We start from the raw sequence: 25,464 nt of genomic DNA on the forward strand, positions 1-25,464 counted from the left end.
AACGTAATCACTACCGATATAATGACCCATTAATCTAATCGTCTGGAAGCTACATGCTTGATATGAAAAGGGAAGAATGGCTTAGCACACTGATCCGTGAACTGCCTGATCGTCATCTTCTGTTGGATACATCCGGACGTATTGTTGAAAACTTTGACAATCCAAATCACCACACAGTTTCAGAACTGTTGCCTCCCTCGGTTGAAAAGCAGCTATTAGAGGCGGCAAAGCAAGCTTATTCCAGTCGCGAAATTCAATACATTCAATACTCTCTTGCGCCCTGTCAGCAACTTCAGCTTTCTATTGAACAACTTTTCGCTCAAGGTGAAGAATCAGACGATCGATATTTTGAATCGACATTAAAGCCATTGTATCTCTCGCCAGAAAAGCAATACGTGCTGTGGCAAGAGCGAGATATTACTAAAGCACAGCAACGTGAAGCTGAGCTGATAGAACTCGCTGAAATCGATGAGCTAACTGGGATTTTAAATAGACGAGCCTTTTTACTTGGGTTGGAAAAAGAGTTCAGTCAACCGCCTAAGCAAAGCTTAACTTGTTTGATGATAGACATAGACCACTTCAAAGAAATCAATGATCAAGTTGGCCACCTCTCTGGTGATGAGGTAATCGTTCAAGTCGCGAGTTTATGCCAACAGTCAATAGACTGCGATGATTATCTAGGTCGCTTGGGTGGCGAAGAATTCGGTGTCATTCTCACACACACCAGTGCCATTGAAGCTTATTACGTTGCAGAGACGATTCGTAAAACAATTGAATCAACACCATGCACCGTAGACGGCCACATCATCTACCCAACAGTCAGCATCGGTGTTGCTGAATACACACCACATCTTAAAACCATAAAAGAACTATTGGCTCAAGCTGATAGAGCCATGTACTCTTCAAAGCAGACTGGCCGCAACCAAGTCACGCTTTACCATAATAACCTACCCACTTTAAAAATTGACGCTCAACTAAGAGCCAAAATACTGCAAGCTTCCTAGGGTTATCAACCGTAGTAAACCTCTCTCCCTAACGGGGGACCTTCTCAGCTATTTACCATCAGCAGCACAGCATGAGCTTTGTTTATCTTCGCTCGCCAAAGCACCTAAGATAGAACAATGGCTCGCATCGTCATCTACATGACCGCAGCAAGCATCATTAATCTTCTTTAATGCCGTGCGTATTCTGCCAAGTTCACTGATTTTTTCATCAATAAGTGTCAGCTTTGCCGTTGTGATGGCTTTCACTTCCGAGCAACTGTGCTGCGTTGCTTCCAAGCGAATCTCGAGCAATTCCTTAATTTCATCTAAACTCAGCCCTAACGCTTTAGATTTAAGAATAAAGGTCACCTGTTTTTGATTGTTTTCATCATATAAGCGATATCCTGAGTCACTGCGACTAGCAGGAGCAATCAGGTTACTTTTTTCATAAAACCGCAAGGTATCGGCTGTCACACCGCATCTTTTCGCTAATTCACCGATCTGAAACATGTTTTTTCCTACTGTTCCGTCCATTCCACAATTAACCTTATCGTTACTTTTCAGGCTGAAATGGCACTTTTCATAATTAATTTTGAGATGCCAAACGATTGCGCGAGCTTTTTTGTAATAAATTAGTTAGAATCTGCGCCATCAAATTTGGAGTTGGTTATCTTATTGCTTAATCATAAGACTAACCCAAAAGGTCTTTACCAAAACTGGCCAATATTTTATCTCTTACTGGTATCTAAGATAATCCACGCTAAGAAGATAGAAACAAGTTCTTTTTTGGCAAATATCTTTATTTTAACCCCATGAATTTGAGGAAGATGGAAGCATGAATAACGCTCGTCCAATTCGCCGCGCTCTAATCAGCGTATCAGACAAAACTGGTATCGTTGAATTTGCACAAGCTCTTGCTAACCGTGGTGTAGATATCCTATCTACCGGTGGCACTGCTCGCCTGCTTGCTGAAAAAGGCATCTCTGTTACAGAAGTATCTGATTACACTGGTTTCCCAGAAATGATGGATGGCCGTGTTAAGACTCTGCACCCAAAAGTTCATGGTGGTGTTCTAGGCCGTCGTGGCCAAGATGATGACGTGATGGAAACTCACGGTATCAACCCTATCGATATGGTTGTTGTAAACCTATACCCATTCGCAGAAACCGTTGCTAAAGAAGGTTGTACCCTTGCTGACGCCGTTGAGAACATCGACATCGGCGGTCCTACAATGGTTCGCTCTGCAGCGAAAAACCACAAAGACGTAACTATCGTTGTTAACGCACACGACTACGAGCGCGTTGTTGCTGAAATGGACGCGAACGAGAAATCTCTAACGCTAGAGACTCGCTTCGACCTCGCTATCGCAGCATTCGAGCACACAGCTTCTTACGACGGCATGATCGCAAACTACTTCGGCACTATGGTTCCATCTTACGGTGCCTCTCTACTTGATGAAGAAGGAAAGAAGGCTGATGAAGAGTCTAAATTCCCTCGCACGTTCAACCAACAGTTCGAGAAGAAACAAGACATGCGCTACGGTGAGAACAGCCACCAAGCGGCAGCATTCTACGTTGAAGCAAACCCTGAAGAAGCGTCGGTTTCTACTGCTCGCCAAATCCAAGGTAAAGCGCTTTCTTACAACAACATCGCTGACACTGACGCAGCACTTGAGTGTGTGAAAGAGTTCGACCAGCCAGCATGTGTAATTGTTAAGCACGCTAACCCATGTGGTGTTGCACTAGGTGAAGACATCCTAGAAGCTTACGACCGTGCATTCAAAACAGACCCAACGTCTGCATTTGGCGGCATCATCGCTTTCAACCGTGAGCTAGACGCTGCAACAGCAACGGCTATCACTGAGCGTCAATTCGTTGAAGTTATCATTGCACCATCTGTTTCTGCGGAAGCAGTAGCAATCGTAGCGGCTAAGAAAAACCTTCGCCTGCTTGAGTGCGGTGAGTGGACAACTAAGACAACTGGTTTTGACGTGAAACGCGTTAACGGCGGTTTGCTAGTTCAAGACCGCGACCAAGGCATGGTGTCTGAAGATGACCTGAAAGTGGTTTCTAAGCGTCAGCCAACAGCTGAAGAATTGAAAGATGCTCTATTCTGCTGGAAAGTAGCGAAGTACGTTAAATCTAACGCTATCGTTTACTCGAAAGGCGACATGACTATTGGTGTAGGCGCAGGCCAAATGAGCCGCGTTTACTCTGCGAAAATCGCAGGTATCAAAGCGGCAGACGAAGGTCTACAGGTTGAAGGTTGCGTGATGGCATCAGATGCATTCTTCCCATTCCGTGACGGTATCGACGCGGCAGCAGAAGCGGGCATCAAGTGTGTTATCCAACCGGGCGGCTCTATGCGTGATGACGAAGTTATCGCAGCAGCAGACGAACACGGCATGGCGATGATCTTTACGGGCATGCGTCACTTCCGCCACTAATTTCCTCTTCGTATTTGGCACTGTGGCGTCGTTAGCTGCTTTCGCCCACCCCGGTCACATAGCGAGCTATGCTTCCGGGGATGGGCTCAATTGCTGCCTAGCCACATCACCAACTACTTTGAGCAAGACTTATAACTTTGTTTTTTTAAATATTTAGATATTTGAGATTAAGGATTTTACAATGCGAGTTTTAATCATCGGTGCTGGCGGTCGTGAGCACGCACTAGGTTGGAAAGCAGCACAAAACCCAAACGTTGAAACAGTATTCATTGCTCCAGGTAACGCAGGTACTGCGCTTGAACCTAAACTTGAGAACGTAAACATCGGTGTTGAAGACATCGCAGGTTTAGTGGCGTTTGCTCAAGAGAAAAAAATCGAACTGACTATCGTTGGCCCTGAAGCGCCATTAGTTATTGGTGTAGTTGACGCATTCCGCGAAGTGGGTCTTCCTATCTTTGGCCCAACTCAAGTGGCAGCACAGCTTGAAGGCTCTAAAGCATTCACCAAAGACTTCCTAGCTCGTCATGATATCCCAACAGGTTACTACTCAAACTTCACTGAGATTGAGCCCGCTATCGCTTACGTTCGCGAGCAAGGTGCTCCAATCGTAGTGAAAGCTGACGGTCTTGCCGCGGGTAAAGGCGTTATCGTTGCGATGACCCTTGAAGAAGCAGAAGACGCAATCAAAGACATGCTAGCGGGCAACGCCTTTGGCGAAGCAGGCAGCCGCGTTGTTATCGAAGAGTTCCTCGAAGGCGAAGAAGCAAGCTTCATCGTAATGGTTGACGGCTCTAGCGTGCTTCCTATGGCCACCAGCCAAGATCACAAACGTGTTGGCGACAAAGACACTGGGCCGAACACGGGCGGCATGGGTGCTTACTCTCCAGCTCCAGTGGTAACTCCTGAAATCCATAACCGCATCCTTGAGGAAGTTATCTATCCAACGGTACGTGGTATGGACGCAGAAGGCGCACCTTACACTGGTTTCCTTTACGCAGGACTAATGATCGATGCTGACGGCACACCTAAGGTTATCGAATACAACTGCCGCTTTGGCGACCCTGAAACGCAACCTATCATGATGCGTATGGAGTCAGACCTTGTTGAACTTTGCCTAATGGCTATCGATGAGAAGCTAGACGAAGCAGAATCTAAGTGGGATCCACGCGCTTCTATCGGTGTTGTTCTTGCTGCTGGCGGTTACCCTGCTGACTACGCAAAAGGGGACGTTATTTCACTGCCAACCAGCGAAGTTGAAGGCCAAAAGGTTTTCCACGCGGGTACGACAAATAACGAAGCTGGCGACGTTGTGACAAACGGTGGCCGTGTACTTTGTGCAACGGCACTGGGTAATACGGTTTCTGAAGCTCAGGAGCGCGCTTACGCGTTGACGAAGCAAGTTAGCTGGAATGGTATGTTCCACCGCAATGACATCGGTTACCGTGCGATTGCGCGCGAGCAAGAACAGTAATCAGTCTACGACTCGCTTATGTTCGAATGACCGCAAGCAAGTAACAACAGAAAAGGCGCCTCGATTGGCGCCTTTTTTATTGCTTAATCTGTTCTGGGGTCTGTTCCTGTACACACAAATAAGCACTTGGCCTACAGCAAGCCAAATACCCTCAATCCTTTAGTTGATCGCTATTCTTTCAACAATGACGGCCTAACGACACAGTCATGGCTGTCTTCAGCCAGCATCAGTAACTCTTCTACGCTCATCTTACCTAGTGAATCACTGCCAAGAAACGCCGCATAGCTTTCCACTGACGCCAATCGATCGATCACGAAACTTGGCAAGGTCTGATTAAATTCAAAGCGATCAAACTCTCCACCAGCACACGTTTCAAAAGAACGACCATTCCAGTAACCCTGAACCAGTCTGAGCCCTTCGTCATGCTGCTTCATCGTAGTTTCTAAAACCGACTTGGCTTCTTTCTGGTAGCTTTCGAGTTGCTTAACTTGGATAGGTAAAATTTTGCTATCAATACGATACTGCTGATATACAGCTTCGCCTGACTTATTAAAACGCACATGGACACTATACGGAACCAGCTCATTAGAAGAATTACGTTGCTCACCTTCACGAATAAATTCACGAAGTATACCTTCCGACCAAGCATAGTCGGTTTGGTACCAGCCGTAATCGCCTACAGTGACGTAGTCAGCTGAAGTATGAGGTTGTGTTAGCTTATTTGTAACCCAGTAGAAACTTGTCGCGTCGCCCATGACTTGGCCGCCGGTGTGAGTTTCAAATTGCTCTAGGTTTTTGCGAGGGCTGGTTGATGAACAGCCAATGAGAAATGTAGATAATAGTGAAACGAGAAGAAATGCTTTTTTCATAAAAACCTGTACCGAGGTGGAATACGACTACCTCGGTACAGTTTAGATTATTTCACTGAATCTTTCAGCGCTTTACCTGCAACAAATGCTGGAACATTTGCAGCAGCGATTTGGATCTCGTCACCAGTTTTTGGGTTACGACCAGTGCGAGCTGCACGGTGGTTTACTTTAAAAGTACCAAAACCAATTAGCTGAACTTGATCGCCATCTTTAAGAGCATCTGTAACACCGCCAAGAGTCGCTTCTAGAGCAGCTTTAGCTTGTGCTTTAGAAAGGTCCGCTTTTTCAGCAATAAAGTCGATTAATTGAGTCTTGTTCATTTTAGGTTTCCCTTCTTTGTATTTTTGAATTCGATTCACTCTAAAACATAAATGCCCCATCTGGCAAAGGTTTGTCGTCGATCTTTAGCTCTAATGCCGTAGTTTTAGCCATAATATGAGTAATAACTCACAATTTGTTACTGATTTTACTGAGCAAGCCCTTGTTTAAAAGGGGCTGAGAGCAAAATTAATGATGACCTAGCCACTACTTATTCTCTATAATCCACGCTGAATCGCTGCTAAAGCGTACAATTTAATTTAAGGGCAAACATGCTGCTGCTAACTATTTATGTCTCCATTGCTATTGGAGTTTCTTTCATTTGTTCTGTTTTGGAAGCTGTACTTTTGAGTATTAGTCCGAGCTACATTGCTCAACTAAAACAAAATGGGCACCCTGCAGCAGAGTCATTAGACAAACTGAAAACCGATATTGACCGCCCACTGGCGTCAATTTTAACGCTCAACACCATCGCGCACACCATCGGTGCTGCGACAGCGGGTGCACAAGCAGCAGTCGTTTTTGGTAGCCAATGGTTAGGCGTATTCTCTGCCGTATTAACTCTGGGTATTTTAGTTCTGTCTGAGATTGTTCCAAAAACCATTGGCGCGACCTACTGGCGTCAACTTGCTCCAGCATCATCAAATGTGCTTCGCTGGATGGTCTTTTTCCTAACACCATTTGTGTGGTTCTCAGAGCAAATCACCAAACGTTTAGCTCGCGGCCACCAGGCACCAAAAATGCGTGATGAGCTATCTGCAATGGCTATTTTGGCAAAAGAGAGCGGTGAATTTGCTGAAGGTGAATCAAAAATCCTGAGCAATCTGTTAGGTATTCAAGATGTGCCCGTGACTCAAGTCATGACACCACGCCCTGTTGTATTCCGCGTTGATGCAGAAATGAGTGTTAATACGTTCCTAGAACAACACAAAGACACGCCATTCTCACGCCCACTGGTTTACAGCGAGCAAACTGACAATATCATCGGTTTTGTCCACCGCTTAGAGCTGTTTAGATTGCAGCAAGCGGGTTGCGGTGAGAAGGCTCTGGGTGAAGTGATGCGCCCTATCCACGTCTTGCTAAACAACATGGGCTTAGCTAAGGCCTTTGACCAAATGATGGCAAACCGCCTGCAACTGTCTTTAGTTGTGGACGAGTACGGCACAATTCAGGGCATCATCACCCTAGAAGATATCTTTGAACACCTAGTGGGTGAAGAGATTGTCGACGAAGCAGATAAAACCACAGACATGCAAGAACTGGCGTTCCAACGCTGGGAAACGTGGAAAGAGACACACGGTGTTATCGAAAACCGCGATGAAGAGGACGAGCTAGAAGAAAAAACTCTAGCAGACAACGACACCTCAGACTCAAAGTCAGCGGATGAAAGCAAGGTTCAAAAAGAAGACAAGAAAGACGCTTAATCTAAATTTGATAGCGTCAGATACAACAAAGGCTCCCTAGGGAGCCTTTGTTTTTTATTCTATTCGCTACAACTCAACATCCGTTATAACGCAACACCAATGTTGCTCACTGGGTCTTCACGCAGTTCGTGGCGTAGGTCTTTGATCAGCTCTAAGTCACGCTCAGTCGTTTCACGTAGAGGTCGGAAAATGGCCCACTGAACGTCCCACTCTTCACATACCGCTTCGTTTTCTTTCTGGTTTTCGTTCGTCACTTCTTCAGCGCCTTGAGCAAACTCAAGCTCAGCAACCGTCTTCACCGATTGTTGACTCACTTTAATTACCGCTTCCAACATATGCTCACGATCAAGTAGACCATGGATTAATGTTGCTAAGCCTTGGCATGCGTCCATTGCAGGGTAAACACCATAGAAATCAAAATCATCTGCGCTAGGGAATAGCTCTTCTACTTTCTCAAGTTGACGCTCAAAGTTCACCTTTGCCGTTTTAACGGTTAGGATTTCCCAAATGCTATCCAAAACATCACGGTAGATTCGAGCTTCCGCAAATTCTGTATTCTCACAAAACATGGCATAGTTAGGATACATACGCTCACATAGACACGCCATAAAAGTAATTTGTTGCCAAGGTTCTAACTTTTCAAGACGAACCTGCAGTGGATTCTGAAGCATAGTCACTCAATAATTGCAGAAAAAGACAGCGAAAGTGTACTTGATAAACCCTGGGGGGAAAAGGTAAGCCGATGAACAATTTTACGAATAAGCTCTATATTCTTACCGAGCATGACAATACCTATACGCAACTGATTCTAAACCAAGGGTTACCTGACCTCGAAATCACTCAAAACCCCGAATTAGCTGAGATCGTACTGGCTGCTCCTCCTTTAATAGTGGAGCGACTTGATGAGTTTAAAAAGCTAGACTGGGTGCAAAGTACCTATGCTGGAATCAATAAACTCACTCAGCCGGATCTTCGCCAAGATTATACGCTGACCAACGTCAAAGGCATCTTCGGCCCTGCGATTGCTGAATACGTGTTGGGTTACACGATCAGCCACTGTAGACACTTTCCTCACTACCACCAGCAACAAGTACAACGAAACTGGCAGCCGCAGCTTTATACCAGCCTAACTGACAAAACCATGGTGATTTTAGGAACGGGGTCAATTGGCAGTCATTTAGCTAAAACCGCTGCTGCTTTTGGTATTCACACCATAGGTGTCAACCGGACAGGTATCCCATCAAAGCAAGAAACCTTCAAAGACACTTTCCACATTAATGAACTAGAAGCCGCCCTCAAGCAAGCGGATATTGTAGTGAACACCCTGCCATCAACGGATGAGACCTACCAACTACTGAATCAAACCACCTTAAGCTACTGCTCTAACGTATTGCTGTTTAATGTGGGTCGCGGGGAAAGCGTAGACAATAAAGCGTTACTGCTTGCGATTAAGAATAAATGGGTTGAACACTCTTTCTTAGATGTCTTTGAATGCGAACCTCTCACACAAGAACACCCGTTTTGGACGTTGCCGCAAGTGACCATCACACCACACATTGCGGCTCTAAGTGAGCCAAGACAGGTCGTGGAGATCTTCGCCAATAATTACCAACAATGGCGAGATGGTTTTACACTGAATAACACCATTGATTTTGATAAAGGCTACTGATGTTCTCGTCACTGCTCACCGAGATACGACAATGCACCGCTTGTGAACCTCATTTATCACACGGTGCAAACCCAGTGATTCAGGCACACCCAAACGCGCGCTTGTTAATCATAGGCCAAGCACCCGGTATCAAGGTTCATCAATCATCTATCCCTTGGAACGACGCCAGTGGCGAGCGATTGAGAGAATGGCTAGAGATGGATAGCGATACGTTTTATGACGAACAAAAAGTCGCGATTGTCCCGATGGGCTTTTGCTATCCAGGAAAGGGAAAAAGTGGCGATCTACCGCCTCGAAAGGAGTGCGCTGCGCTATGGCACCAAAAAGTACTGCAATCACTGCCCAACATCCAAATGACCTTGCTGATTGGTCAGTATGCGCAAAACTATTATCTAAAAGATAAAGCCACCAGCACACTCACTGAAACGGTACGTAACTGGCAGGCTTGGGCTCCAGAATTTTTGCCACTTCCCCACCCTTCACCACGTAATAATATCTGGCTCAAGAAAAACCCATGGTTCGAAAGTGAAGTCATTCCCTATATCAGGAAGCACGTATCAGAGCATTTGGCTTGCCATGATCCAAATGCCTAATTAGCTGCACATCAACGATGATTTAGCCGATATTGAGTGCGGATAGAAAAATAATAAAAAAGCGCTGCCGATTTCTCGACAGCGCTTTTTCTAAAAACACATACTGAATTACTTATGGTATGGCTTAGATAGGTCGTGAACTGCGTCCACAAATACACTAGCATTTTCTGGTGGCACATCTAGGTGAATACCATGGCCAAGGTTAAATACGTGGCCAGTACCGCCGTCACCAAAACCTTCAAGGATAGTGCCGACTTCTTCACGAATACGCTCAGGTTGTGCGTAAAGTACTGATGGGTCCATGTTGCCTTGTAGAGCCACTTTATCGCCAATACGTGCTTTTGCATCAGCAATATTGATTGTCCAGTCTAGGCCAACTGCATCACAGCCGGTCGCTGCGATAGATTCTAGCCACATGCCACCGTTCTTAGTGAACAGAGTAACCGGTACACGGCGACCTTCGTTTTCACGAATTAGGCCATCGACAATTTTGTGCATGTACTGCAGTGAGAACAGGTTGTAGTCACGCGGAGTAAGTACACCACCCCATGTGTCGAATACCATTACCGATTGTGCGCCTGCTTTAATTTGCGCGTTCAGGTATTCAATAACAGTGTCAGCCAGCTTATCTAGAAGTAAGTGCAGCGTTTGTGGCTCTGCATACATCATCTTCTTGATCTTAGTGAACGCCTTCGAGCTGCTGCCTTCAACCATGTAAGTTGCCAATGTCCAAGGGCTACCAGAGAAACCAATCAGTGGCACTTCGCCTTTCAGGTCTTTACGGATCTGACGAACGGCATTCATTACGTATTGAAGTTCACCTTCAGGATCTGGTAAACCAATTTTTTCTACGTCAGCTTTACATGTGATAGGGCGTTCAAACTTAGGGCCTTCACCTGTTTCGAAGTACAAACCTAACCCCATCGCATCTGGGATAGTTAGGATGTCAGAAAACAAGATTGCCGCATCAAGCGGGAAACGACGTAAAGGTTGAAGTGTTACTTCTGATGCTAGTTCAGCGTTTTTGCACAAAGACATGAAATCGCCCGCTTCAGCGCGCGTTGCTTTATACTCTGGAAGATAGCGGCCAGCTTGGCGCATCATCCATACCGGTGTGTAATCAACAGGCTGTTTTAAAAGTGCGCGTAAATAGCGATCGTTTTTTAATTCGGTCATTCCGTTAAATTCCAATTCAATCTTGTCTAGTTTTGATGGCAAGTATTCTAACACTGATTGAAGGGTAAAAGCTGTGTGCTTTGCAACCTAGATCAAGTTATTAACTTTTAAATCCATGCTTAATTTGCACCCAATTACAGGAGCATGTTAAAAATTTGTTCGCTAGCGAAAATTACAATTATAACAACTGAGTAGTCACTACTCAGCATCTCATAACGACATCTTACTTACCCCCTCCACTTGTGGAGGGTTTTTTTTAGTGTTTGACCACCCATAGGCCAAATACTATCACAGGTAATTTAATGTTCTAGTTCTTGCTCCGCGACGCCGGCTTTCCTTATGTCATCGACTGTATTCTCAATCAATTGTCTCGCAATCGTTCCGACTGGAGCAACATCAGGTAGGCTTGTTACATCAAACCATTGGGCATCCGACAGTTCACTGTAATCGGGTTTAAGCGTACCACCAGCATAATCTGCCAGAAAGCCCATCATCATACTCGATGGAAACGCCCATGGCTGGCTACCAAAGTAACGGATATTACTCACATCGATCCCCGTTTCTTCTTTGACTTCGCGCGCCACACACTGCTCTAGGGTTTCTCCAACCTCTAGGAAGCCCGCTATTACCGTGTACATACCCGTTTTATGCCTTGGGTGCTGCGCAAGTAATATCTTGTTGTCGTTTCGTACAGCGACAATGATGCACGGGAAGATACGAGGGTAATGAAGCGTTCGGCAGTCTCCACACTGCATCGCCACCTGATTATGATTGAGATGATTACGACCGCCGCACTGAGGGCAAAAACGCATACTTTGTGTCATGTGCCCATACTGGATAGCTTTGCTTGCGATCAGAAAACTTGATTCAGGCCAGTGAAGCAAATCTCTTAGGCTGACCATGCTCAGATCAATCTCCACATCGCAATCGTTGAGCCAATACACCTTACGACCTTGATGCTGACCAATGCAGATTACATGCTCGACATCCAGCCCTAGCTCTTCAGCTGAGCCATAAGGAAACTGATCATTATTAACCCAAATATCACTACCTGAAACGACGCACCAATAAGCTTGCTCTGTCATTTTGTTATCACTTTTTTTTAACATCCCTATGCCTCATTGCTTGCAGTTCGTTCATTTTACTGGCAATCTGATTTCATACTAGAGTTGTAGCAGAGAATAATTCAAACTATTACTTTTAGTAGATACCAATAAATGGACCCTGCTTAGGCAATTACTTGATCACAAGGTTGTGATCAGATCATGAGGACATGGTCATGCTAAATAAATTCAAACAAATACAAGAACAATGGGGTGGCTCTAATGAGGTCATCGATCATTGGCTCGAAACTCGACAGTCTCTAATCGTTGAGTATTGTAAGCTAGGTGCCTTGCAGCCAGCTAGCAATGGGCAATCAAACGTTGTTGAACTCCCTTCTCCTAAAGAAATAAGCTCATTCTGCGATCATGTTGTCGATTATATCTCAGAGGGTCATTTTAAGATCTACGATATGGTCATGAAAAAATGGCAAGCAACAGGCTTTAAAACCAATGACGAGATTGATACAACTTACGCGAAGATCGTACTTACAACCGAGCCGCTTCTAGAGTTCAATGATAAGTACGTTAAAGTAAGTGCAGACGATGAGTTGCCTAACTTCGAAGGAGATATGTCAAAAGTAGGTGAACTACTCGAAGTACGTTTTGAAGTAGAAGATAATCTTATCCAGCTTATTGCAGACAGTTTAGCGATTCCACCAGGCGCTTAGTTAGCTGAATCCTTAATAAGCTTGCCTCTGTGCAAGCTTTTTGTTTTGTCTGTAACGTTACGCAAAACATCCAACTCTTCAGCCAGAGCCTATTGGTTCGTCCCTACTCAGACGTTTGCGATAGCTAGACGTAAGTTTCATCCTCACGCTCTCCCTGCAAACACCCAAAACGGCCGACGAGAAAATACTCGTGACTAAGTCTACCAGCCATATCAACGTCTAATCTATAAGCCTCTCGTTAAACACCAATACATCAATACATCAATACGCCAGATACAAAAAAGGCACCCGAAGGTGCCTTTTTCTTATATCTTAGAGACTACTCGTAGAGCTTACTCTTCTGAAGAGAAACCAGCGTTTAGAAGTGCTGCTAGATTGTCAGTAGCTTGCTCAGCTGAAGGACCTTCTTGCTCTTCTTCACGTTGCTTTTGACGCTCTTGGTGGTATGCGAAACCAGTACCAGCTGGGATCAGACGACCAACAATTACGTTCTCTTTCAGGCCGCGAAGGTCATCACGCTTACCAGAAACCGCAGCTTCTGTTAGTACGCGAGTCGTTTCTTGGAACGATGCAGCTGAGATGAATGACTCAGTTGCAAGAGATGCTTTAGTAATACCTAGTAGATCACGTTCGAAACGTACTAGTTCTTTACCTTCAGCTTCTAGCTTACGGTTAGCAATCTTAACATTGTGGTACTCAACTTGTTCGCCAGGTAGGAACGGAGAGTCACCAGAATGAGTGATTGTACACTTACGTAGCATTTGACGAACGATAGTCTCGATGTGCTTATCGTTAATCTTTACGCCTTGTAAGCGGTAAACTTCTTGAACTTCGTTCGCGATATACTGAGTCACAGCGTGGATACCACGTAGACGTAGGATATCGTGTGGAGTTTCAGGACCGTCAGCGATTACATCACCACGTTCAATCTTCTCACCTTCGAACACGTTCAATTGACGATGCTTAGGAATCATCTCTTCGTAAGCGTCACCGCCTTCACGAGTGATTACTAGACGACGCTTACCTTTCGTTTCTTTACCAAACGACACAGTACCTGTGTGCTCAGCAAGGATCGCAGGCTCTTTAGGCTTACGAGCTTCGAATAGGTCAGCTACGCGTGGTAGACCACCGGTGATATCTTTGTTTCCGCTCGATTTTTGAGGGATACGAGATAGTGTGTCACCAATGCCAACTTCAGCGCCATCTTCGATGTTTACAATCGCTTTGCCAGGTAGGAAGTAGTGAGCTGGCATATCAGTACCAGGAATCATTACGTCGTTACCTTGCTCATCAACAAGTTTGATAGCTGGACGCATATCTTTACCTGCTGCTGGGCGAGCTGCTGCGTCTGTTACTTCACTTGAAGAAAGACCCGTTAGATCGTCAGTTTGACGAGAAACTGTAATACCATCGATCATATCTACGAATTGGATACGACCTGCCACTTCAGTGATGATTGGCATGGTATGCGCTTCCCAGTTAGCTACAACTTCACCAGCCGTAACTGCTGCGTTGTCGCCTTTGGTTAGCATCGAACCGTAAGGAAGTTTGTGCTTCTCTTTAGTACGGCCGAATTCATCAATAATCGTCATCTCAGATGCACGAGAAGTGATAACCAGTTTCTTATCTTTGTTAACTACGAACTTAGCATTGTGAAGTTTCACAGTACCAGTTGTCTTAGCTTGGATGCTGTTCTCTGCTGCTGCAGTAGATGCCGCACCACCGATGTGGAACGTACGCATCGTTAGCTGTGTACCCGGTTCACCGATAGATTGTGCAGCGATAACACCAACTGCTTCACCTTGGTTCACTAGGTGACCACGTGCTAGGTCACGACCGTAACACTGTGCACAACAACCGAAGTCTGCATCACAGGTAACAACAGAGCGCACTTTCATGCTATCTACTGAGTTGTCTTCCATGATTTGACACCACTTCTCATCAATCAGAGTATTACGTGGAATCAGTACATCTTCAGTACCAGGCTTAAGAACGTCTTCAGCTACTACACGACCTAGAGCAAGCTCAGAAAGTGCAACTTTAACGTCACCACCTTCGATGTGAGGCATCATGTCGATACCTTCATGCGTGCCACAGTCATGTTCGTGTACTACAACGTCTTGAGCAACGTCTACTAGACGACGAGTTAGGTAACCCGAGTTTGCTGTTTTCAGTGCTGTATCCGCAAGACCCTTACGAGCACCGTGCGTTGAGATAAAGTACTGAAGGACGTTTAGACCTTCTTTAAAGTTCGCTGTGATCGGCGTTTCGATGATTGAACCATCTGGACGCGCCATCAGACCACGCATACCTGCTAGCTGACGAATCTGAGCTGCAGAACCACGTGCGCCCGAGTCGGCCATCATGTAGATGCTGTTGAACGATTCTTGCTGTTCTTCTTCGCCGTCACGGTTGATAACTGTTTCAGAAGATAGGTTATCCATCATTGCTTTCGCAACGCGGTCATTCGTAGATGCCCAGATATCGATAACTTTGTTGTAACGCTCACCCGCAGTAACAAGACCTGATTGGAATTGCTCTTGGATTTCACGAACTTCTTCTTCAGCAGATTCAATTTCATCGTATTTCGCTTGAGGAACAACCATATCGTTGATACCAACAGAAACACCAGAAAGTGCCGCGTATGCGAAACCTGCGTACATGATTTGGTCAGCAAATACTACTGTATCTTTTAGACCAAGCTTACGGTAACACTCGTTAAGAAGAGTAGAGATCTGCTTCTTACCTAACTTTTGGTTAACGATGCTGTACGGTAGGCCAGCTGGAACGATCTGCCATAGCATTGCACGACCTACAGTCGTATCAACTAGGCCAGTATTCGTTGTGCTATTGCCGTCTTCATCTACTACAGTTTCAGTGATACGTACTTTAACGCGAGCGTGTAGCTCAGCAGTCTTAGTACGGTATGCCTTTTCAGCCTCAGCAGGGCCAGCAAGGTACATACCTTCACCTTTCACGTTGATCTTGTCACGTGTCATGTAGTAAAGACCCAATACAACGTCCTGAGAAGGTACGATGATTGGATCACCTGATGCTGGCGACAGAATGTTATTCGTCGACATCATTAGGGTACGAGCTTCAAGCTGTGCTTCTAGAGTTAGAGGCACGTGTACCGCCATTTGGTCACCATCGAAGTCGGCGTTGTATGCCGCACACACTAGTGGGTGAAGCTGAATCGCTTTACCTTCGATTAGTACTGGTTCAAACGCTTGGATACCTAGACGGTGAAGTGTAGGTGCACGGTTAAGCAGTACTGGGTGTTCACGGATCACTTCGTCTAGGATATCCCAAACGATCGCTTCTTCGCGCTCTACCATTTTCTTAGCAGCTTTGATTGTCGTAGCCATGCCACGAGTTTCTAGCTTGCTGTAGATGAACGGCTTAAATAGCTCAAGTGCCATCTTCTTAGGAAGACCACACTGATGTAGACGAAGGTATGGACCAACTGTGATTACAGAACGGCCAGAGTAGTCTACACGTTTACCTAGAAGGTTCTGACGGAAACGACCTTGTTTACCCTTGATCATATCAGCAAGAGATTTCAGAGGACGCTTGTTAGAACCCGTGATCGCACGACCGCGACGACCGTTATCTAGAAGGGCATCAACAGACTCTTGCAGCATACGCTTTTCGTTACGTACGATGATGTCTGGAGCCGCTAGCTCTAGAAGACGCTTCAAACGGTTGTTACGGTTGATCACACGACGGTAAAGGTCGTTCAGATCAGAAGTCGCAAAACGACCGCCATCTAGTGGTACTAGAGGGCGTAGATCTGGCGGTAGCACTGGAAGTACAGTCAGGATCATCCACTCAGGCTTGTTGCCTGACGAAATGAACGCTTCAACTAGCTTCAAACGCTTAGTAACTTTCTTACGCTTAGTTTCAGAGTTAGTTGTTTCCAACTCTTCGCGCATTTCTTCCACTTCTTGATGAAGGTCCATTGTTGAAAGCAGATCTTTGATCGCTTCAGCACCCATCTTAGCAGTGAATTCGTCACCCCACTCTTCTAGACGATCCAGATACTCTTCTTCAGTAAGCATCTGAGATTTTTCTAGATCAGTCATACCCGGTTCAGTTACTACGTACATTTCGAAGTAAAGAACACGTTCGATATCACGCAGAGGGATATCCATTAGTAGACCGATACGAGACGGTAGTGATTTTAGGAACCAGATGTGAGCAACTGGTGAAGCAAGCTCGATGTGGCCCATACGGTCACGACGAACTTTAGTTTGTGTAACTTCAACGCCACACTTCTCACAGATAACACCACGGTGCTTCAGGCGCTTGTATTTGCCACAAAGACATTCGTAGTCTTTAACTGGACCAAAAATACGTGCACAGAACAGACCATCACGTTCAGGTTTGAACGTACGATAGTTAATTGTTTCTGGCTTTTTAACTTCACCAAAAGACCACGAACGGATCGTGTCTGGTGAAGATAGACCGATTTTGATTGCATCAAATTCTTCGGTCTTATGCTGTGCTTTTAGAAAGTTTAATAAGTCTTTCACGTTCAGCTCCTGTAAGGAGTTAAAGGAGCTCACCGACTAAAGTGAGCCCCCTTTACCAAGTAATCCAATCTTCTTTATAAAAAAGAGGGATTACTCTTCGTCTTCTAGCTCGATGTTGATACCTAGCGAGCGAATCTCTTTCAACAGTACGTTGAACGACTCTGGCATGCCAGGTTCCATGCTATGGTTACCATCTACGATGTTCTTGTACATCTTAGTACGGCCGTTAACGTCATCCGACTTAACTGTTAGCATTTCTTGTAGAGTATATGCAGCACCGTATGCTTCTAGTGCCCATACTTCCATCTCACCGAAACGCTGACCACCGAACTGAGCTTTACCACCAAGTGGTTGCTGAGTTACTAGGCTGTAAGAACCAGTTGAACGAGCATGCATCTTGTCATCAACCAAGTGGTTCAGTTTCAGCATGTACATGTAACCAACAGTTACAGGACGCTCAAACGAATCACCAGTACGCCCATCAAACAGTTTAAGCTGACCAGATTCTGGCAGATCACCCAGTTTAAGTAGTTCTTTGATTAGAGACTCAGAAGCACCGTCGAACACAGGTGTAGCAATCGGTAGACCGCCACGTAGGTTCTTGATCAGTGTACGAACTTGATCATCAGACAGTTCAGCAATATCAACTTTCTGACGAGTATCGCCAAGATCGTAAACCTTCTGTAGGAACTCACGGAACTTATGCAGTTCTTGTTGTTCCTTAACCATTTGGTTGATCTTGTCACCGATACCTTTCGCAGCCAAACCTAAGTGAACTTCTAGGATCTGACCAATGTTCATACGCGATGGTACACCCAGCGGGTTAAGTACGATGTCTACAGGCTGACCTTTCTCATCGTATGGCATGTCTTCAACAGGGTTAATCTTAGAGATTACACCTTTGTTACCGTGACGACCGGCCATCTTATCACCAGGCTGGATACGACGTTTAACCGCTAGGTAAACTTTAACAATCTTAAGAACGCCAGGTGCTAGATCATCACCTTGAGTGATTTTACGACGCTTAGTTTCAAACTTCTTATCGAAGTCTGCTTTTAGCTCATCCCACTGCTCAGCAAGTTGCTCAAGCTGTGTTTGTAGCGCATCGTCTTCTAGAACTTGCTCTAGCCATTGCTTACGACCGATAGTATCAAGCTTAGCTTCAGAGTAACCACCAGACAGAAGTACAGCTTTAACACGGTTAAGAAGGCCACCCTCAAGAATTTGGAACTCTTCAGTTAGATCTTTCTTAGCTTCTTTAAGCTGCATCTGTTCGATTTCAAGTGCACGTTTGTCTTTCTCTACGCCATCGCGAGTAAAGACTTGTACATCGATGATAGTACCCGAAACAGAGTTTGGTACACGTAGAGAAGTATCTTTAACATCAGATGCTTTCTCACCGAAGATAGCACGTAGTAGCTTCTCTTCAGGAGTCAGTTGAGTTTCACCTTTAGGGGTTACTTTACCAACTAGGATGTCGCCACCCTTAACTTCAGCACCAATGTAAACGATACCTGACTCGTCTAGTTTAGACAGAGCAGACTCACCTACGTTTGGAATATCAGCTGTGATCTCTTCAGAACCCAGCTTAGTATCACGAGCCACACAAGATAGTTCTTGAATGTGGATTGTCGTGAAACGGTCTTCTTGAACTACGCGCTCAGATACTAAGATCGAGTCTTCGAAGTTGTAACCGTTCCAAGGCATGAATGCGATACGCATGTTTTGGCCAAGAGCTAGTTCACCAAGGTCTGTTGAAGGACCGTCAGCAAGAACATCGCCGCGTGCAACTGGTTCACCAGGAAGTACAGTTGGACGTTGGTTAATACATGTGTTTTGGTTCGAACGCGTGTACTTAGTCAGGTTGTAGATATCGATACCAGCTTCGCCAGGTACCAATTCATCTTCGTTAACCTTAACTACGATACGAGAAGCGTCAACAGACTGAACTTGACCACCACGTTTAGCAACCGCTGTAACACCAGAGTCAACTGCGATGTTACGTTCGATACCCGTACCTACTAGAGGCTTATCAGCTCTAAGTGTTGGTACAGCTTGACGTTGCATGTTGGCACCCATCAATGCACGGTTCGCATCATCGTGTTCTAGGAACGGGATAAGCGAAGCAGCGATAGATACTACTTGGTTTGTCGCAACGTCCATGTAGTCAACGTGATCGCGTGGGTGAAGACCAGATTCACCTTTTTGACGAGCTGTGATTAGCTCATCTGCAAACGTACCTTCTTCAGTAAGAATGGTATTTGCTTGCGCGATTACGAATTGACCTTCCTGGATTGCAGACAGGTAATCAACTTCTTCTGTTACTACACCATCTACTACACGACGGTACGGAGTTTCTAGGAAACCGTAATCGTTACAACGTGCAAATGCAGATAGCGAGTTAATTAGACCGATGTTTGGACCTTCAGGCGTTTCGATCGGACATAGACGACCGTAGTGAGTTACGTGAACGTCACGTACTTCGAAGCCTGCGCGCTCACGAGTAAGACCACCAGGACCTAAAGCAGAGATACGACGCTTGTGCGTAACTTCTGACAATGGGTTGTTTTGGTCCATAAACTGTGAAAGCTGTGAAGAGCCAAAGAATTCTTTAACTGCAGCAGAGATCGGCTTAGCGTTGATAAGGTCTTGAGGCATGATTGCATCAAGGTCACCAAGGCTTAGACGTTCTTTAACGGCACGTTCTACACGAACTAGACCAACACGGAATTGGTTTTCTGCCATTTCACCTACAGAACGGATACGACGGTTGCCAAGGTGGTCGATATCGTCCACTTCACCAATGCCGTTACGGATACCAATCAGTTTCTTCATCACTTCGATGATGTCTGATTCATCCAGAGTACCGCGCTCTTCTTCTTCTTCACGCTCGATAGAGCTGTTGAATTTCATACGGCCTACAGTTGATAGGTCGTAACGATCTTCAGAGAAGAATAGGCTTTCGAACAATGATTCTGCAGCTTCTTTCGTTGGTGGCTCGCCAGGACGCATCATGCGGTAGATTTCTACCAATGCAGAGATGCGATCTACTGTGCTATCCGCACGTAGAGTGTCTGACATGAATGGACCATGGTCTAGGTCATTCGTGAACAGCACTTCTAGAGTCTTGTGACCTGCTTGAGACAGGTTAGCAAGTGCTTCTAGGCTAATCTCTTGGTTTGCGCCAACGATGATCTCGCCAGTTGCTTCGTTGATGTAATCTTTCGCAGCAATCTTTTCAACGATGTACTCTACTGGTACTTCGATGTGCTCAACGCCATCTTTTTCAAGTTGACGGATATGGCGAGCAGTTACACGACGACCAGTCTCAACGTAAGTTTTTCCGTTTGCTTCGATGTCGAATGACGCAGTTTCACCACGTAGACGATCAGGAACCAACTCCATAAGTAGAGTTTGGTCTTTCACTTCGAAGTTCACTTTGTCGAAGAACAGATCTAGGATCTCTTCAGTCGATTTACCAAGTGCACGAAGGATAATCGATGCTGGTAGCTTACGACGACGGTCGATACGTACGAATAAGTTATCCTTAGGATCGAACTCAAAGTCTAACCATGAGCCACGGTAAGGAATTACACGTGCGTTATAAAGAACTTTACCTGATGAGTGGGTCTTACCCTTATCACTGTCGAAGAACACGCCTGGGCTTCGGTGCAGCTGGGATACGATAACCCTCTCGGTACCATTAATTACGAAAGTACCATTGTCTGTCATAAGCGGAATTTCGCCCATGTAGACTTCTTGTTCTTTAATGTCTTTTACAGTACCTGCTGGTGCATCTCGATCAAAGATAACTAGACGTAGTTTTACGCGTAGTGGCTTTGAGTAAGTAACACCGCGGATTTGACATTCTTTAACGTCAAAAACTGGCTCACCAAGACGGTAGCTAACGTATTGCAGCTCAGAATTGCCGTTGTAGCTCTGAATTGGAAATACAGAACGGAAAGCAGCTTCAAGACCGTATTGACCTTCAGGATCCTGTTCGATGAATTTGTCGAAAGAATCAAGCTGGATCGATAACAGGTATGGAATGTCCAAAACTTGTGGACGAGTACCAAAATCCTTACGGATGCGCTTTTTCTCGGTATAAGAGTAAACCATGGGGTTCCTCAGCTCGCTGATAAGTGACCCAAACCACCCAAAACACTCTTCAGAGGGGGCGGTGACAAACAGCTGTTTACTGTAGTGAACAATCATTTCGAAAAAATGACTGTTTTTTTGCTTGGATTATGACGGTTAAACAGCGGAAATTTCGTCATAGCCCTACAGCGCAAAAAGGCCGGTGGTTAATAAACCACCAGCCATTAGCCTTGCGGCTAAGAAATTAAGTAATAATTACTTAACTTCAACAGAAGCGCCAGCTTCTTCTAGCTGTGCTTTAAGAGCTTCAGCTTCAGCTTTGTCAACGCCTTCTTTAAGCGCTGCAGGAGCTGAGTCTACAAGACCTTTAGCTTCTTTAAGACCTAGGCCAGTTGCGCCACGTACAGCTTTGATAACTTGTACTTTGTTAGCGCCAGCAGCAGTTAGGATTACGTCGAATTCAGTTTGCTCAGCAGCAGCTTCAGCAGAAGCACCACCAGCTACAACTGCAGCAGCAGCAGTAACACCGAATTTCTCTTCCATAGCTTCGATAAGCTCAACAACTTGCATTACAGACATTTCTGCAACTGCGTCTAGGATTTGCTCGTTAGTAATAGACATAACAATTCTCTTTTAAGTCAACAATAAGTTTAAATAGCAACCAGTGAAAAGCAAGGCTTAAGCCGCAGCTTCTTCTTTTTGGTCGCGAACAGCAGCGATAGTACGAACCAGCTTGCCAGCAGAAGCTTCTTTCATGCACATCATTAGGCGTGCGATAGCTTCGTCGTAAGTTGGTAGTGTCGCTAGTACTTCAGCATCAGTAACTGCGCCTTCAAATGCAGCAGCTTTGATCTCGAAATCTTTATTCTCTTTAGCGAAGTCTTTGAAAAGACGCGCTGCAGCACCTGGGTGCTCATTAGAGAATGCGATCAGAGTTGGACCAGTGAAAGTGTCAGTTAGACACTCGTAGTCTGTACCCTGAATCGCACGGCGTGCTAGTGTGTTACGAACAACTCTCATGTAAACACCCGCTTCGCGAGCTTGTTTACGTAGAGAAGTCATTGCGCCAACAGTAACGCCACGAGAATCAGCTACAACTGCAGAAAGTGCACCACTGGCAGCTTCGTTGACTTCAGCAACAATTGCTTTTTTGTCTTGAAGATTTAAAGCCATTTGGATTAACCTCTGGTTGTGATTACAGCACTCATACAAAATGTAATGAGCGTTTACGATGTTATTTAAAAATGAATAAATTCACTTCAAACCACAACATCGCCTACGTAGGTTTTATTAAGCCATATCTCCGAAGAGTACGGCGCCTACGGTCTTGGGACGGATGACCTGAATTGCTTCAAAAATCACCCAACCACAAATATTAGGCGCAGAAGTATACACTAAATCTGCGCCGAAGCAAATTAGTTTGCTTGAGTGTCAAGACTAGCTTGATCAACAGTAACACCAGCACCCATTGTAGTAGAGATGCTTACTTTCTTCAGGAAAGTACCTTTCGCTGAAGAAGGCTTAGCTTTCTTAAGAGCAACTAGAAGTGCTTCTAGGTTCTCTTGAAGCTGGTTAGCTTCGAAAGATGCTTTGCCGATAGTAGTGTGAATGATACCGTTCTTGTCGTTACGGTAACGAACCTGACCAGCTTTAGCGTTCTTAACCGCTTCAGCAACGTTAGGAGTTACAGTACCAACTTTAGGGTTTGGCATAAGGCCGCGTGGACCTAGGATTGTACCTAGTTGACCAACAACACGCATTGCATCAGGAGAAGCAACAACAACGTCGAAGTTCATTTCGCCTTTTTTCACTTGCTCAGCAAGATCTTCCATACCAACGATATCTGCGCCAGCTGCTTTAGCTGCTTCTGCGTTTGCACCTTGAGTGAACACAGCAACGCGGATGTCACGGCCAGTACCGTGAGGTAGCACAGTTGCGCCACGTACGTTTTGGTCAGATTTACGAGCATCGATGCCTAGGTTAACAGCAACATCTACAGACTCAACGAATTTAGCAGTAGCTAGTTCTTTAAGAAGAGCAACAGCTTCGTTGATTTCGTATTCTTTAGTTACTTCAACTTTGTCGCGGATTACGCGCATACGCTTAGTAAGTTTTGCCATGATCTTATCCCTCTACCACTAGGCCCATTGAACGAGCAGTACCAGCAATAGAACGCTTCATTGCTTCGATGTCAGCACCAGTCATATCAGCAGCTTTAGTTTCTGCGATTTCCTGAACTTGAGCGTCAGTTACAGTACCAACTTTCTCAGTGTTTGGACGACCTGAACCAGACTTAACGCCAGCAGCTTTCTTAAGAAGAACAGCAGCAGGTGGAGTCTTAGTTACGAACGTGAAAGAACGGTCGTTGTAAACAGTAATTACTACTGGAGTAGGTAGACCTTTCTCAACAGATTCTGTTTTTGCGTTGAACGCTTTACAGAATTCCATGATGTTCACGCCGTGTTGACCTAGAGCAGGACCAACCGGTGGACTTGGGTTTGCCATACCAGCTGCAACTTGCAGTTTGATATAAGCTTCAACTTTCTTAGCCATGATATTTCCTAATTTTTGGGTACATGCGCTAGCCCTGAGGCAAGCTCCCCTTAATTTCAATTAACTCTTTCTTACTTCGATAGAAGTAAAAAGGCGCGAAATTATAATCATAATTCGCGCCTTTAACAACCCTAAAAAGGTGGTTTTTTATACTCTTTTATTTTGAACAACTTATGAAGTATTTATCCACAGCTTGTTCAAAAGTTAGAGTTTTAGTCCAGCTTTTCAACTTGACCAAATTCAAGCTCAACCGGTGTTGCACGACCAAAGATCGATACAGATACCTTAATGCGGCTTTTCTCGTAATCTACTTCTTCAACTGTACCGTTGAAATCAGCAAACGGACCATCGTTCACACGAACCACTTCACCCGCTTCGAACATTGTCTTAGGACGTGGAGACTCGCTCGCTTTCTCTAGACGGTTCAAGATAGCATCAGCTTCTTTGTCAGTGATTGGTGCAGGACGATCAGAGGTACCACCAATGAAGCCCATAACACGAGGAATGCTGCGTACTAAGTGCCATGATTCATCATTCATGATCATTTGCACTAATACGTAGCCAGGGAAGAACTTACGTTCGCTTTTACGGCGTTGACCTGCACGCATTTCCACTACTTCTTCAGTAGGTACTAAAACGTCACCAAAGAATTCTTCCATGTCGTGCATTTTAATATGTTCGCGTAACGATTGAGATACACGACCTTCATAGCCAGAAAAGGCTTGAACTACATACCAACGTTTTTTTGGAGCTTCACTCATGAATCAGAACCCTCTACACTCCAGTTGCTAGAGAAACTAAACGGACCATAATGCCGTCAATTCCCCAAAGCACTAGAGACATAACAATACATACAGCTAAAACGATCAATGTAGTTTGCATAGTTTCTTGGCGAGTAGGCCAAACAACTTTACGAATCTCCATACGAGATTCTTTTGCAAAATCGATCGCAGCTTTACCTTTAGTTGTTGTTGCTGCAACGCCTAGTGCGGCAGCAATCAGCACAACTACACCTGCAGCGCGAATTACAACAGACAATTCACCATACAGGTAATTACCCACAACAGCAGCAGCCAACAGTACAAAAGCGACTACCCACTTCATTGTATCTGCTGCACCTGAGCTATCAGGAGTTTCAGCGTTTGCTTTCATAAAACCAACCTGTGATAAGTCTTAAATATAGACGACAATAACCCCGCTGTTGCAGGGCACATTCCTTTGCGTTGCAAAACAACACATCTAACAGTCATTTTAGTTAAAAAGACCGTTTAATTCTTTGCTAAGAGTTAAAATTGATGTCAAAACACCCAACTCTTTTTTCAGCGCAGAAAAAGGGCATCAAATGATGCCCTTTTTACTAGTGGTTCGTCAAATCTTATGCAAAGATTTTAGCTACAACACCAGCACCAACTGTACGGCCACCTTCGCGGATTGCGAAACGTAGACCTTCGTCCATTGCGATTGGAGCGATTAGCTCAACAGTCATTTGAACGTTGTCACCTGGCATTACCATTTCTACGCCTTCTGGTAGAGTGATGTCGCCTGTTACGTCAGTTGT

The 25,464-nt window shown here is 45.1% G+C and carries 21 protein-coding genes and 1 pseudogene; 7 read left to right on the forward strand and 15 right to left on the reverse strand.

Annotation, left to right across the window (positions count from 1 at the left end; translation table 11 throughout):
- Positions 1–53 precede the first annotated feature (53 nt).
- Positions 54–1,004: a GGDEF domain-containing protein gene (locus tag AB4180_RS01730; RefSeq protein WP_009844688.1), complete on the forward strand. Its 951-nt coding sequence runs from the start codon at positions 54–56 to the stop codon at positions 1,002–1,004.
- A gap of 48 nt (positions 1,005–1,052) precedes the next feature.
- On the opposite strand, the gene zntR is transcribed toward AB4180_RS01730, so the two are convergent.
- A complete protein-coding gene (gene zntR, locus AB4180_RS01735) occupies positions 1,053–1,493 on the reverse strand; it encodes a Zn(2+)-responsive transcriptional regulator (RefSeq protein ID WP_009844687.1) in 441 nt (146 codons plus the stop codon).
- Positions 1,494–1,818: 325 nt separating this feature from the next.
- Between zntR and purH the strand changes: the two genes are divergently transcribed.
- Positions 1,819–3,429, forward strand: coding sequence for a bifunctional phosphoribosylaminoimidazolecarboxamide formyltransferase/IMP cyclohydrolase (gene purH / locus AB4180_RS01740; RefSeq protein ID WP_009844686.1), 1,611 nt, complete (start codon positions 1,819–1,821; stop codon positions 3,427–3,429).
- 181 nt (positions 3,430–3,610) lie between these two features.
- A complete protein-coding gene (purD, locus tag AB4180_RS01745; protein ID WP_102250547.1) occupies positions 3,611–4,900 on the forward strand; it encodes a phosphoribosylamine--glycine ligase in 1,290 nt (429 codons plus the stop codon).
- A 170-nt stretch (positions 4,901–5,070) separates the two neighbouring features.
- Here purD and AB4180_RS01750 read toward each other — a convergent pair whose 3' ends face one another.
- Complete coding sequence (locus AB4180_RS01750) at positions 5,071–5,769, reverse strand: DUF1481 domain-containing protein (RefSeq protein WP_009844684.1); 699 nt, start codon at positions 5,767–5,769, stop codon at positions 5,071–5,073.
- 47 nt (positions 5,770–5,816) lie between these two features.
- Positions 5,817–6,089, reverse strand: a complete 273-nt coding sequence (gene hupA, locus AB4180_RS01755) for a nucleoid-associated protein HU-alpha (RefSeq protein WP_004729753.1) — start codon at positions 6,087–6,089, stop codon at positions 5,817–5,819.
- A 270-nt stretch (positions 6,090–6,359) separates the two neighbouring features.
- On the opposite strand from hupA, the gene AB4180_RS01760 reads away from it, so the two are divergent.
- Positions 6,360–7,511 carry a CNNM domain-containing protein gene (locus AB4180_RS01760; protein ID WP_009844683.1) on the forward strand — a complete coding sequence of 384 codons (1,152 nt, stop codon included), beginning with the start codon at positions 6,360–6,362 and terminating at the stop codon, positions 7,509–7,511.
- Positions 7,512–7,594: 83 nt separating this feature from the next.
- On the opposite strand, the gene AB4180_RS01765 is transcribed toward AB4180_RS01760, so the two are convergent.
- Entirely contained in the window at positions 7,595–8,182 is a 588-nt protein-coding gene (locus AB4180_RS01765) for a YjaG family protein (RefSeq protein ID WP_017055908.1), read from the reverse strand.
- Positions 8,183–8,253: 71 nt separating this feature from the next.
- On the opposite strand from AB4180_RS01765, the gene AB4180_RS01770 reads away from it, so the two are divergent.
- Together AB4180_RS01770 and AB4180_RS01775 are read left to right on the forward strand one after the other, a co-directional pair.
- On the forward strand, positions 8,254–9,180 hold the full coding sequence (locus tag AB4180_RS01770; protein ID WP_102250546.1) for a D-2-hydroxyacid dehydrogenase: 927 nt from the start codon (positions 8,254–8,256) through the stop codon (positions 9,178–9,180).
- A complete protein-coding gene (locus AB4180_RS01775) occupies positions 9,180–9,773 on the forward strand; it encodes a uracil-DNA glycosylase family protein (protein WP_017096514.1) in 594 nt (197 codons plus the stop codon). Before AB4180_RS01770 ends, AB4180_RS01775 begins: the two co-directional genes overlap by 1 nt.
- Before the next feature lie 108 nt (positions 9,774–9,881).
- On the opposite strand, the gene hemE is transcribed toward AB4180_RS01775, so the two are convergent.
- Together hemE and nudC are read right to left on the reverse strand one after the other, a co-directional pair.
- Positions 9,882–10,949, reverse strand: coding sequence for a uroporphyrinogen decarboxylase (hemE, locus tag AB4180_RS01780; protein ID WP_102250545.1), 1,068 nt, complete (start codon positions 10,947–10,949; stop codon positions 9,882–9,884).
- Between the two features lie 299 nt (positions 10,950–11,248).
- Complete coding sequence (gene nudC / locus AB4180_RS01785; RefSeq protein ID WP_102250544.1) at positions 11,249–12,058, reverse strand: NAD(+) diphosphatase; 810 nt, start codon at positions 12,056–12,058, stop codon at positions 11,249–11,251.
- A gap of 164 nt (positions 12,059–12,222) precedes the next feature.
- Here nudC and AB4180_RS01790 point away from each other — a divergent pair, with 164 nt between their 5' ends.
- On the forward strand, positions 12,223–12,720 hold the full coding sequence (locus tag AB4180_RS01790; protein ID WP_012604999.1) for an Rsd/AlgQ family anti-sigma factor: 498 nt from the start codon (positions 12,223–12,225) through the stop codon (positions 12,718–12,720).
- A gap of 332 nt (positions 12,721–13,052) precedes the next feature.
- On the opposite strand, the gene rpoC is transcribed toward AB4180_RS01790, so the two are convergent.
- The 9 genes and pseudogenes from rpoC to tuf all read right to left on the reverse strand — a co-directional run.
- Positions 13,053–17,255, reverse strand: a complete 4,203-nt coding sequence (gene rpoC / locus AB4180_RS01795) for a DNA-directed RNA polymerase subunit beta' (RefSeq protein WP_009844676.1) — start codon at positions 17,253–17,255, stop codon at positions 13,053–13,055.
- A gap of 90 nt (positions 17,256–17,345) precedes the next feature.
- Positions 17,346–21,374 (reverse strand): DNA-directed RNA polymerase subunit beta, encoded by a 4,029-nt coding sequence (gene rpoB, locus AB4180_RS01800; protein WP_009844675.1) that lies wholly within the window; start codon positions 21,372–21,374, stop codon positions 17,346–17,348.
- A gap of 234 nt (positions 21,375–21,608) precedes the next feature.
- A complete protein-coding gene (gene rplL / locus AB4180_RS01805) occupies positions 21,609–21,974 on the reverse strand; it encodes a 50S ribosomal protein L7/L12 (RefSeq protein WP_009844674.1) in 366 nt (121 codons plus the stop codon).
- 57 nt (positions 21,975–22,031) lie between these two features.
- Entirely contained in the window at positions 22,032–22,526 is a 495-nt protein-coding gene (rplJ, locus tag AB4180_RS01810) for a 50S ribosomal protein L10 (protein ID WP_009844673.1), read from the reverse strand.
- Between the two features lie 242 nt (positions 22,527–22,768).
- A complete protein-coding gene (gene rplA, locus AB4180_RS01815; RefSeq protein ID WP_012605004.1) occupies positions 22,769–23,473 on the reverse strand; it encodes a 50S ribosomal protein L1 in 705 nt (234 codons plus the stop codon).
- Between the two features lie 4 nt (positions 23,474–23,477).
- Complete coding sequence (gene rplK, locus AB4180_RS01820; protein WP_010435555.1) at positions 23,478–23,906, reverse strand: 50S ribosomal protein L11; 429 nt, start codon at positions 23,904–23,906, stop codon at positions 23,478–23,480.
- 212 nt (positions 23,907–24,118) lie between these two features.
- Positions 24,119–24,667, reverse strand: a complete 549-nt coding sequence (gene nusG, locus AB4180_RS01825; RefSeq protein WP_012605006.1) for a transcription termination/antitermination protein NusG — start codon at positions 24,665–24,667, stop codon at positions 24,119–24,121.
- A gap of 13 nt (positions 24,668–24,680) precedes the next feature.
- Positions 24,681–25,058 carry a preprotein translocase subunit SecE gene (secE, locus tag AB4180_RS01830; RefSeq protein ID WP_017096511.1) on the reverse strand — a complete coding sequence of 126 codons (378 nt, stop codon included), beginning with the start codon at positions 25,056–25,058 and terminating at the stop codon, positions 24,681–24,683.
- A 223-nt stretch (positions 25,059–25,281) separates the two neighbouring features.
- Positions 25,282–25,464: pseudogene (tuf, locus tag AB4180_RS01835) on the reverse strand (elongation factor Tu); the annotation flags it as partial.

Origin of the sequence: Vibrio sp. 10N.286.49.C3 (assembly GCF_041469545.1) — a bacterium.
Lineage (GTDB): Bacteria > Pseudomonadota > Gammaproteobacteria > Enterobacterales > Vibrionaceae > Vibrio > Vibrio tasmaniensis_A.

Bases quoted from the DNA above. Each gene is read 5' to 3' on its own strand.
- AB4180_RS01730 (WP_009844688.1), top strand. From the start codon at position 54: ATGCTTGATATGAAAAGGGAAGAATGGCTTAGCACACTGATCCGTGAA.
- zntR (WP_009844687.1), bottom strand. From the start codon at position 1,493: ATGTTTCAGATCGGTGAATTAGCGAAAAGATGCGGTGTGACAGCCGAT.
- purH (WP_009844686.1), top strand. From the start codon at position 1,819: ATGAATAACGCTCGTCCAATTCGCCGCGCTCTAATCAGCGTATCAGAC.
- purD (WP_102250547.1), top strand. From the start codon at position 3,611: ATGCGAGTTTTAATCATCGGTGCTGGCGGTCGTGAGCACGCACTAGGT.
- AB4180_RS01750 (WP_009844684.1), bottom strand. From the start codon at position 5,769: ATGAAAAAAGCATTTCTTCTCGTTTCACTATTATCTACATTTCTCATT.
- hupA (WP_004729753.1), bottom strand. From the start codon at position 6,089: ATGAACAAGACTCAATTAATCGACTTTATTGCTGAAAAAGCGGACCTT.
- AB4180_RS01760 (WP_009844683.1), top strand. From the start codon at position 6,360: ATGCTGCTGCTAACTATTTATGTCTCCATTGCTATTGGAGTTTCTTTC.
- AB4180_RS01765 (WP_017055908.1), bottom strand. From the start codon at position 8,182: ATGCTTCAGAATCCACTGCAGGTTCGTCTTGAAAAGTTAGAACCTTGG.
- AB4180_RS01770 (WP_102250546.1), top strand. From the start codon at position 8,254: ATGAACAATTTTACGAATAAGCTCTATATTCTTACCGAGCATGACAAT.
- AB4180_RS01775 (WP_017096514.1), top strand. From the start codon at position 9,180: ATGTTCTCGTCACTGCTCACCGAGATACGACAATGCACCGCTTGTGAA.
- hemE (WP_102250545.1), bottom strand. From the start codon at position 10,949: ATGACCGAATTAAAAAACGATCGCTATTTACGCGCACTTTTAAAACAG.
- nudC (WP_102250544.1), bottom strand. From the start codon at position 12,058: ATGTTAAAAAAAAGTGATAACAAAATGACAGAGCAAGCTTATTGGTGC.
- AB4180_RS01790 (WP_012604999.1), top strand. From the start codon at position 12,223: ATGGTCATGCTAAATAAATTCAAACAAATACAAGAACAATGGGGTGGC.
- rpoB (WP_009844675.1), bottom strand. From the start codon at position 21,374: ATGGTTTACTCTTATACCGAGAAAAAGCGCATCCGTAAGGATTTTGGT.
- rplL (WP_009844674.1), bottom strand. From the start codon at position 21,974: ATGTCTATTACTAACGAGCAAATCCTAGACGCAGTTGCAGAAATGTCT.
- rplJ (WP_009844673.1), bottom strand. From the start codon at position 22,526: ATGGCTTTAAATCTTCAAGACAAAAAAGCAATTGTTGCTGAAGTCAAC.
- rplA (WP_012605004.1), bottom strand. From the start codon at position 23,473: ATGGCAAAACTTACTAAGCGTATGCGCGTAATCCGCGACAAAGTTGAA.
- rplK (WP_010435555.1), bottom strand. From the start codon at position 23,906: ATGGCTAAGAAAGTTGAAGCTTATATCAAACTGCAAGTTGCAGCTGGT.
- nusG (WP_012605006.1), bottom strand. From the start codon at position 24,667: ATGAGTGAAGCTCCAAAAAAACGTTGGTATGTAGTTCAAGCCTTTTCT.
- secE (WP_017096511.1), bottom strand. From the start codon at position 25,058: ATGAAAGCAAACGCTGAAACTCCTGATAGCTCAGGTGCAGCAGATACA.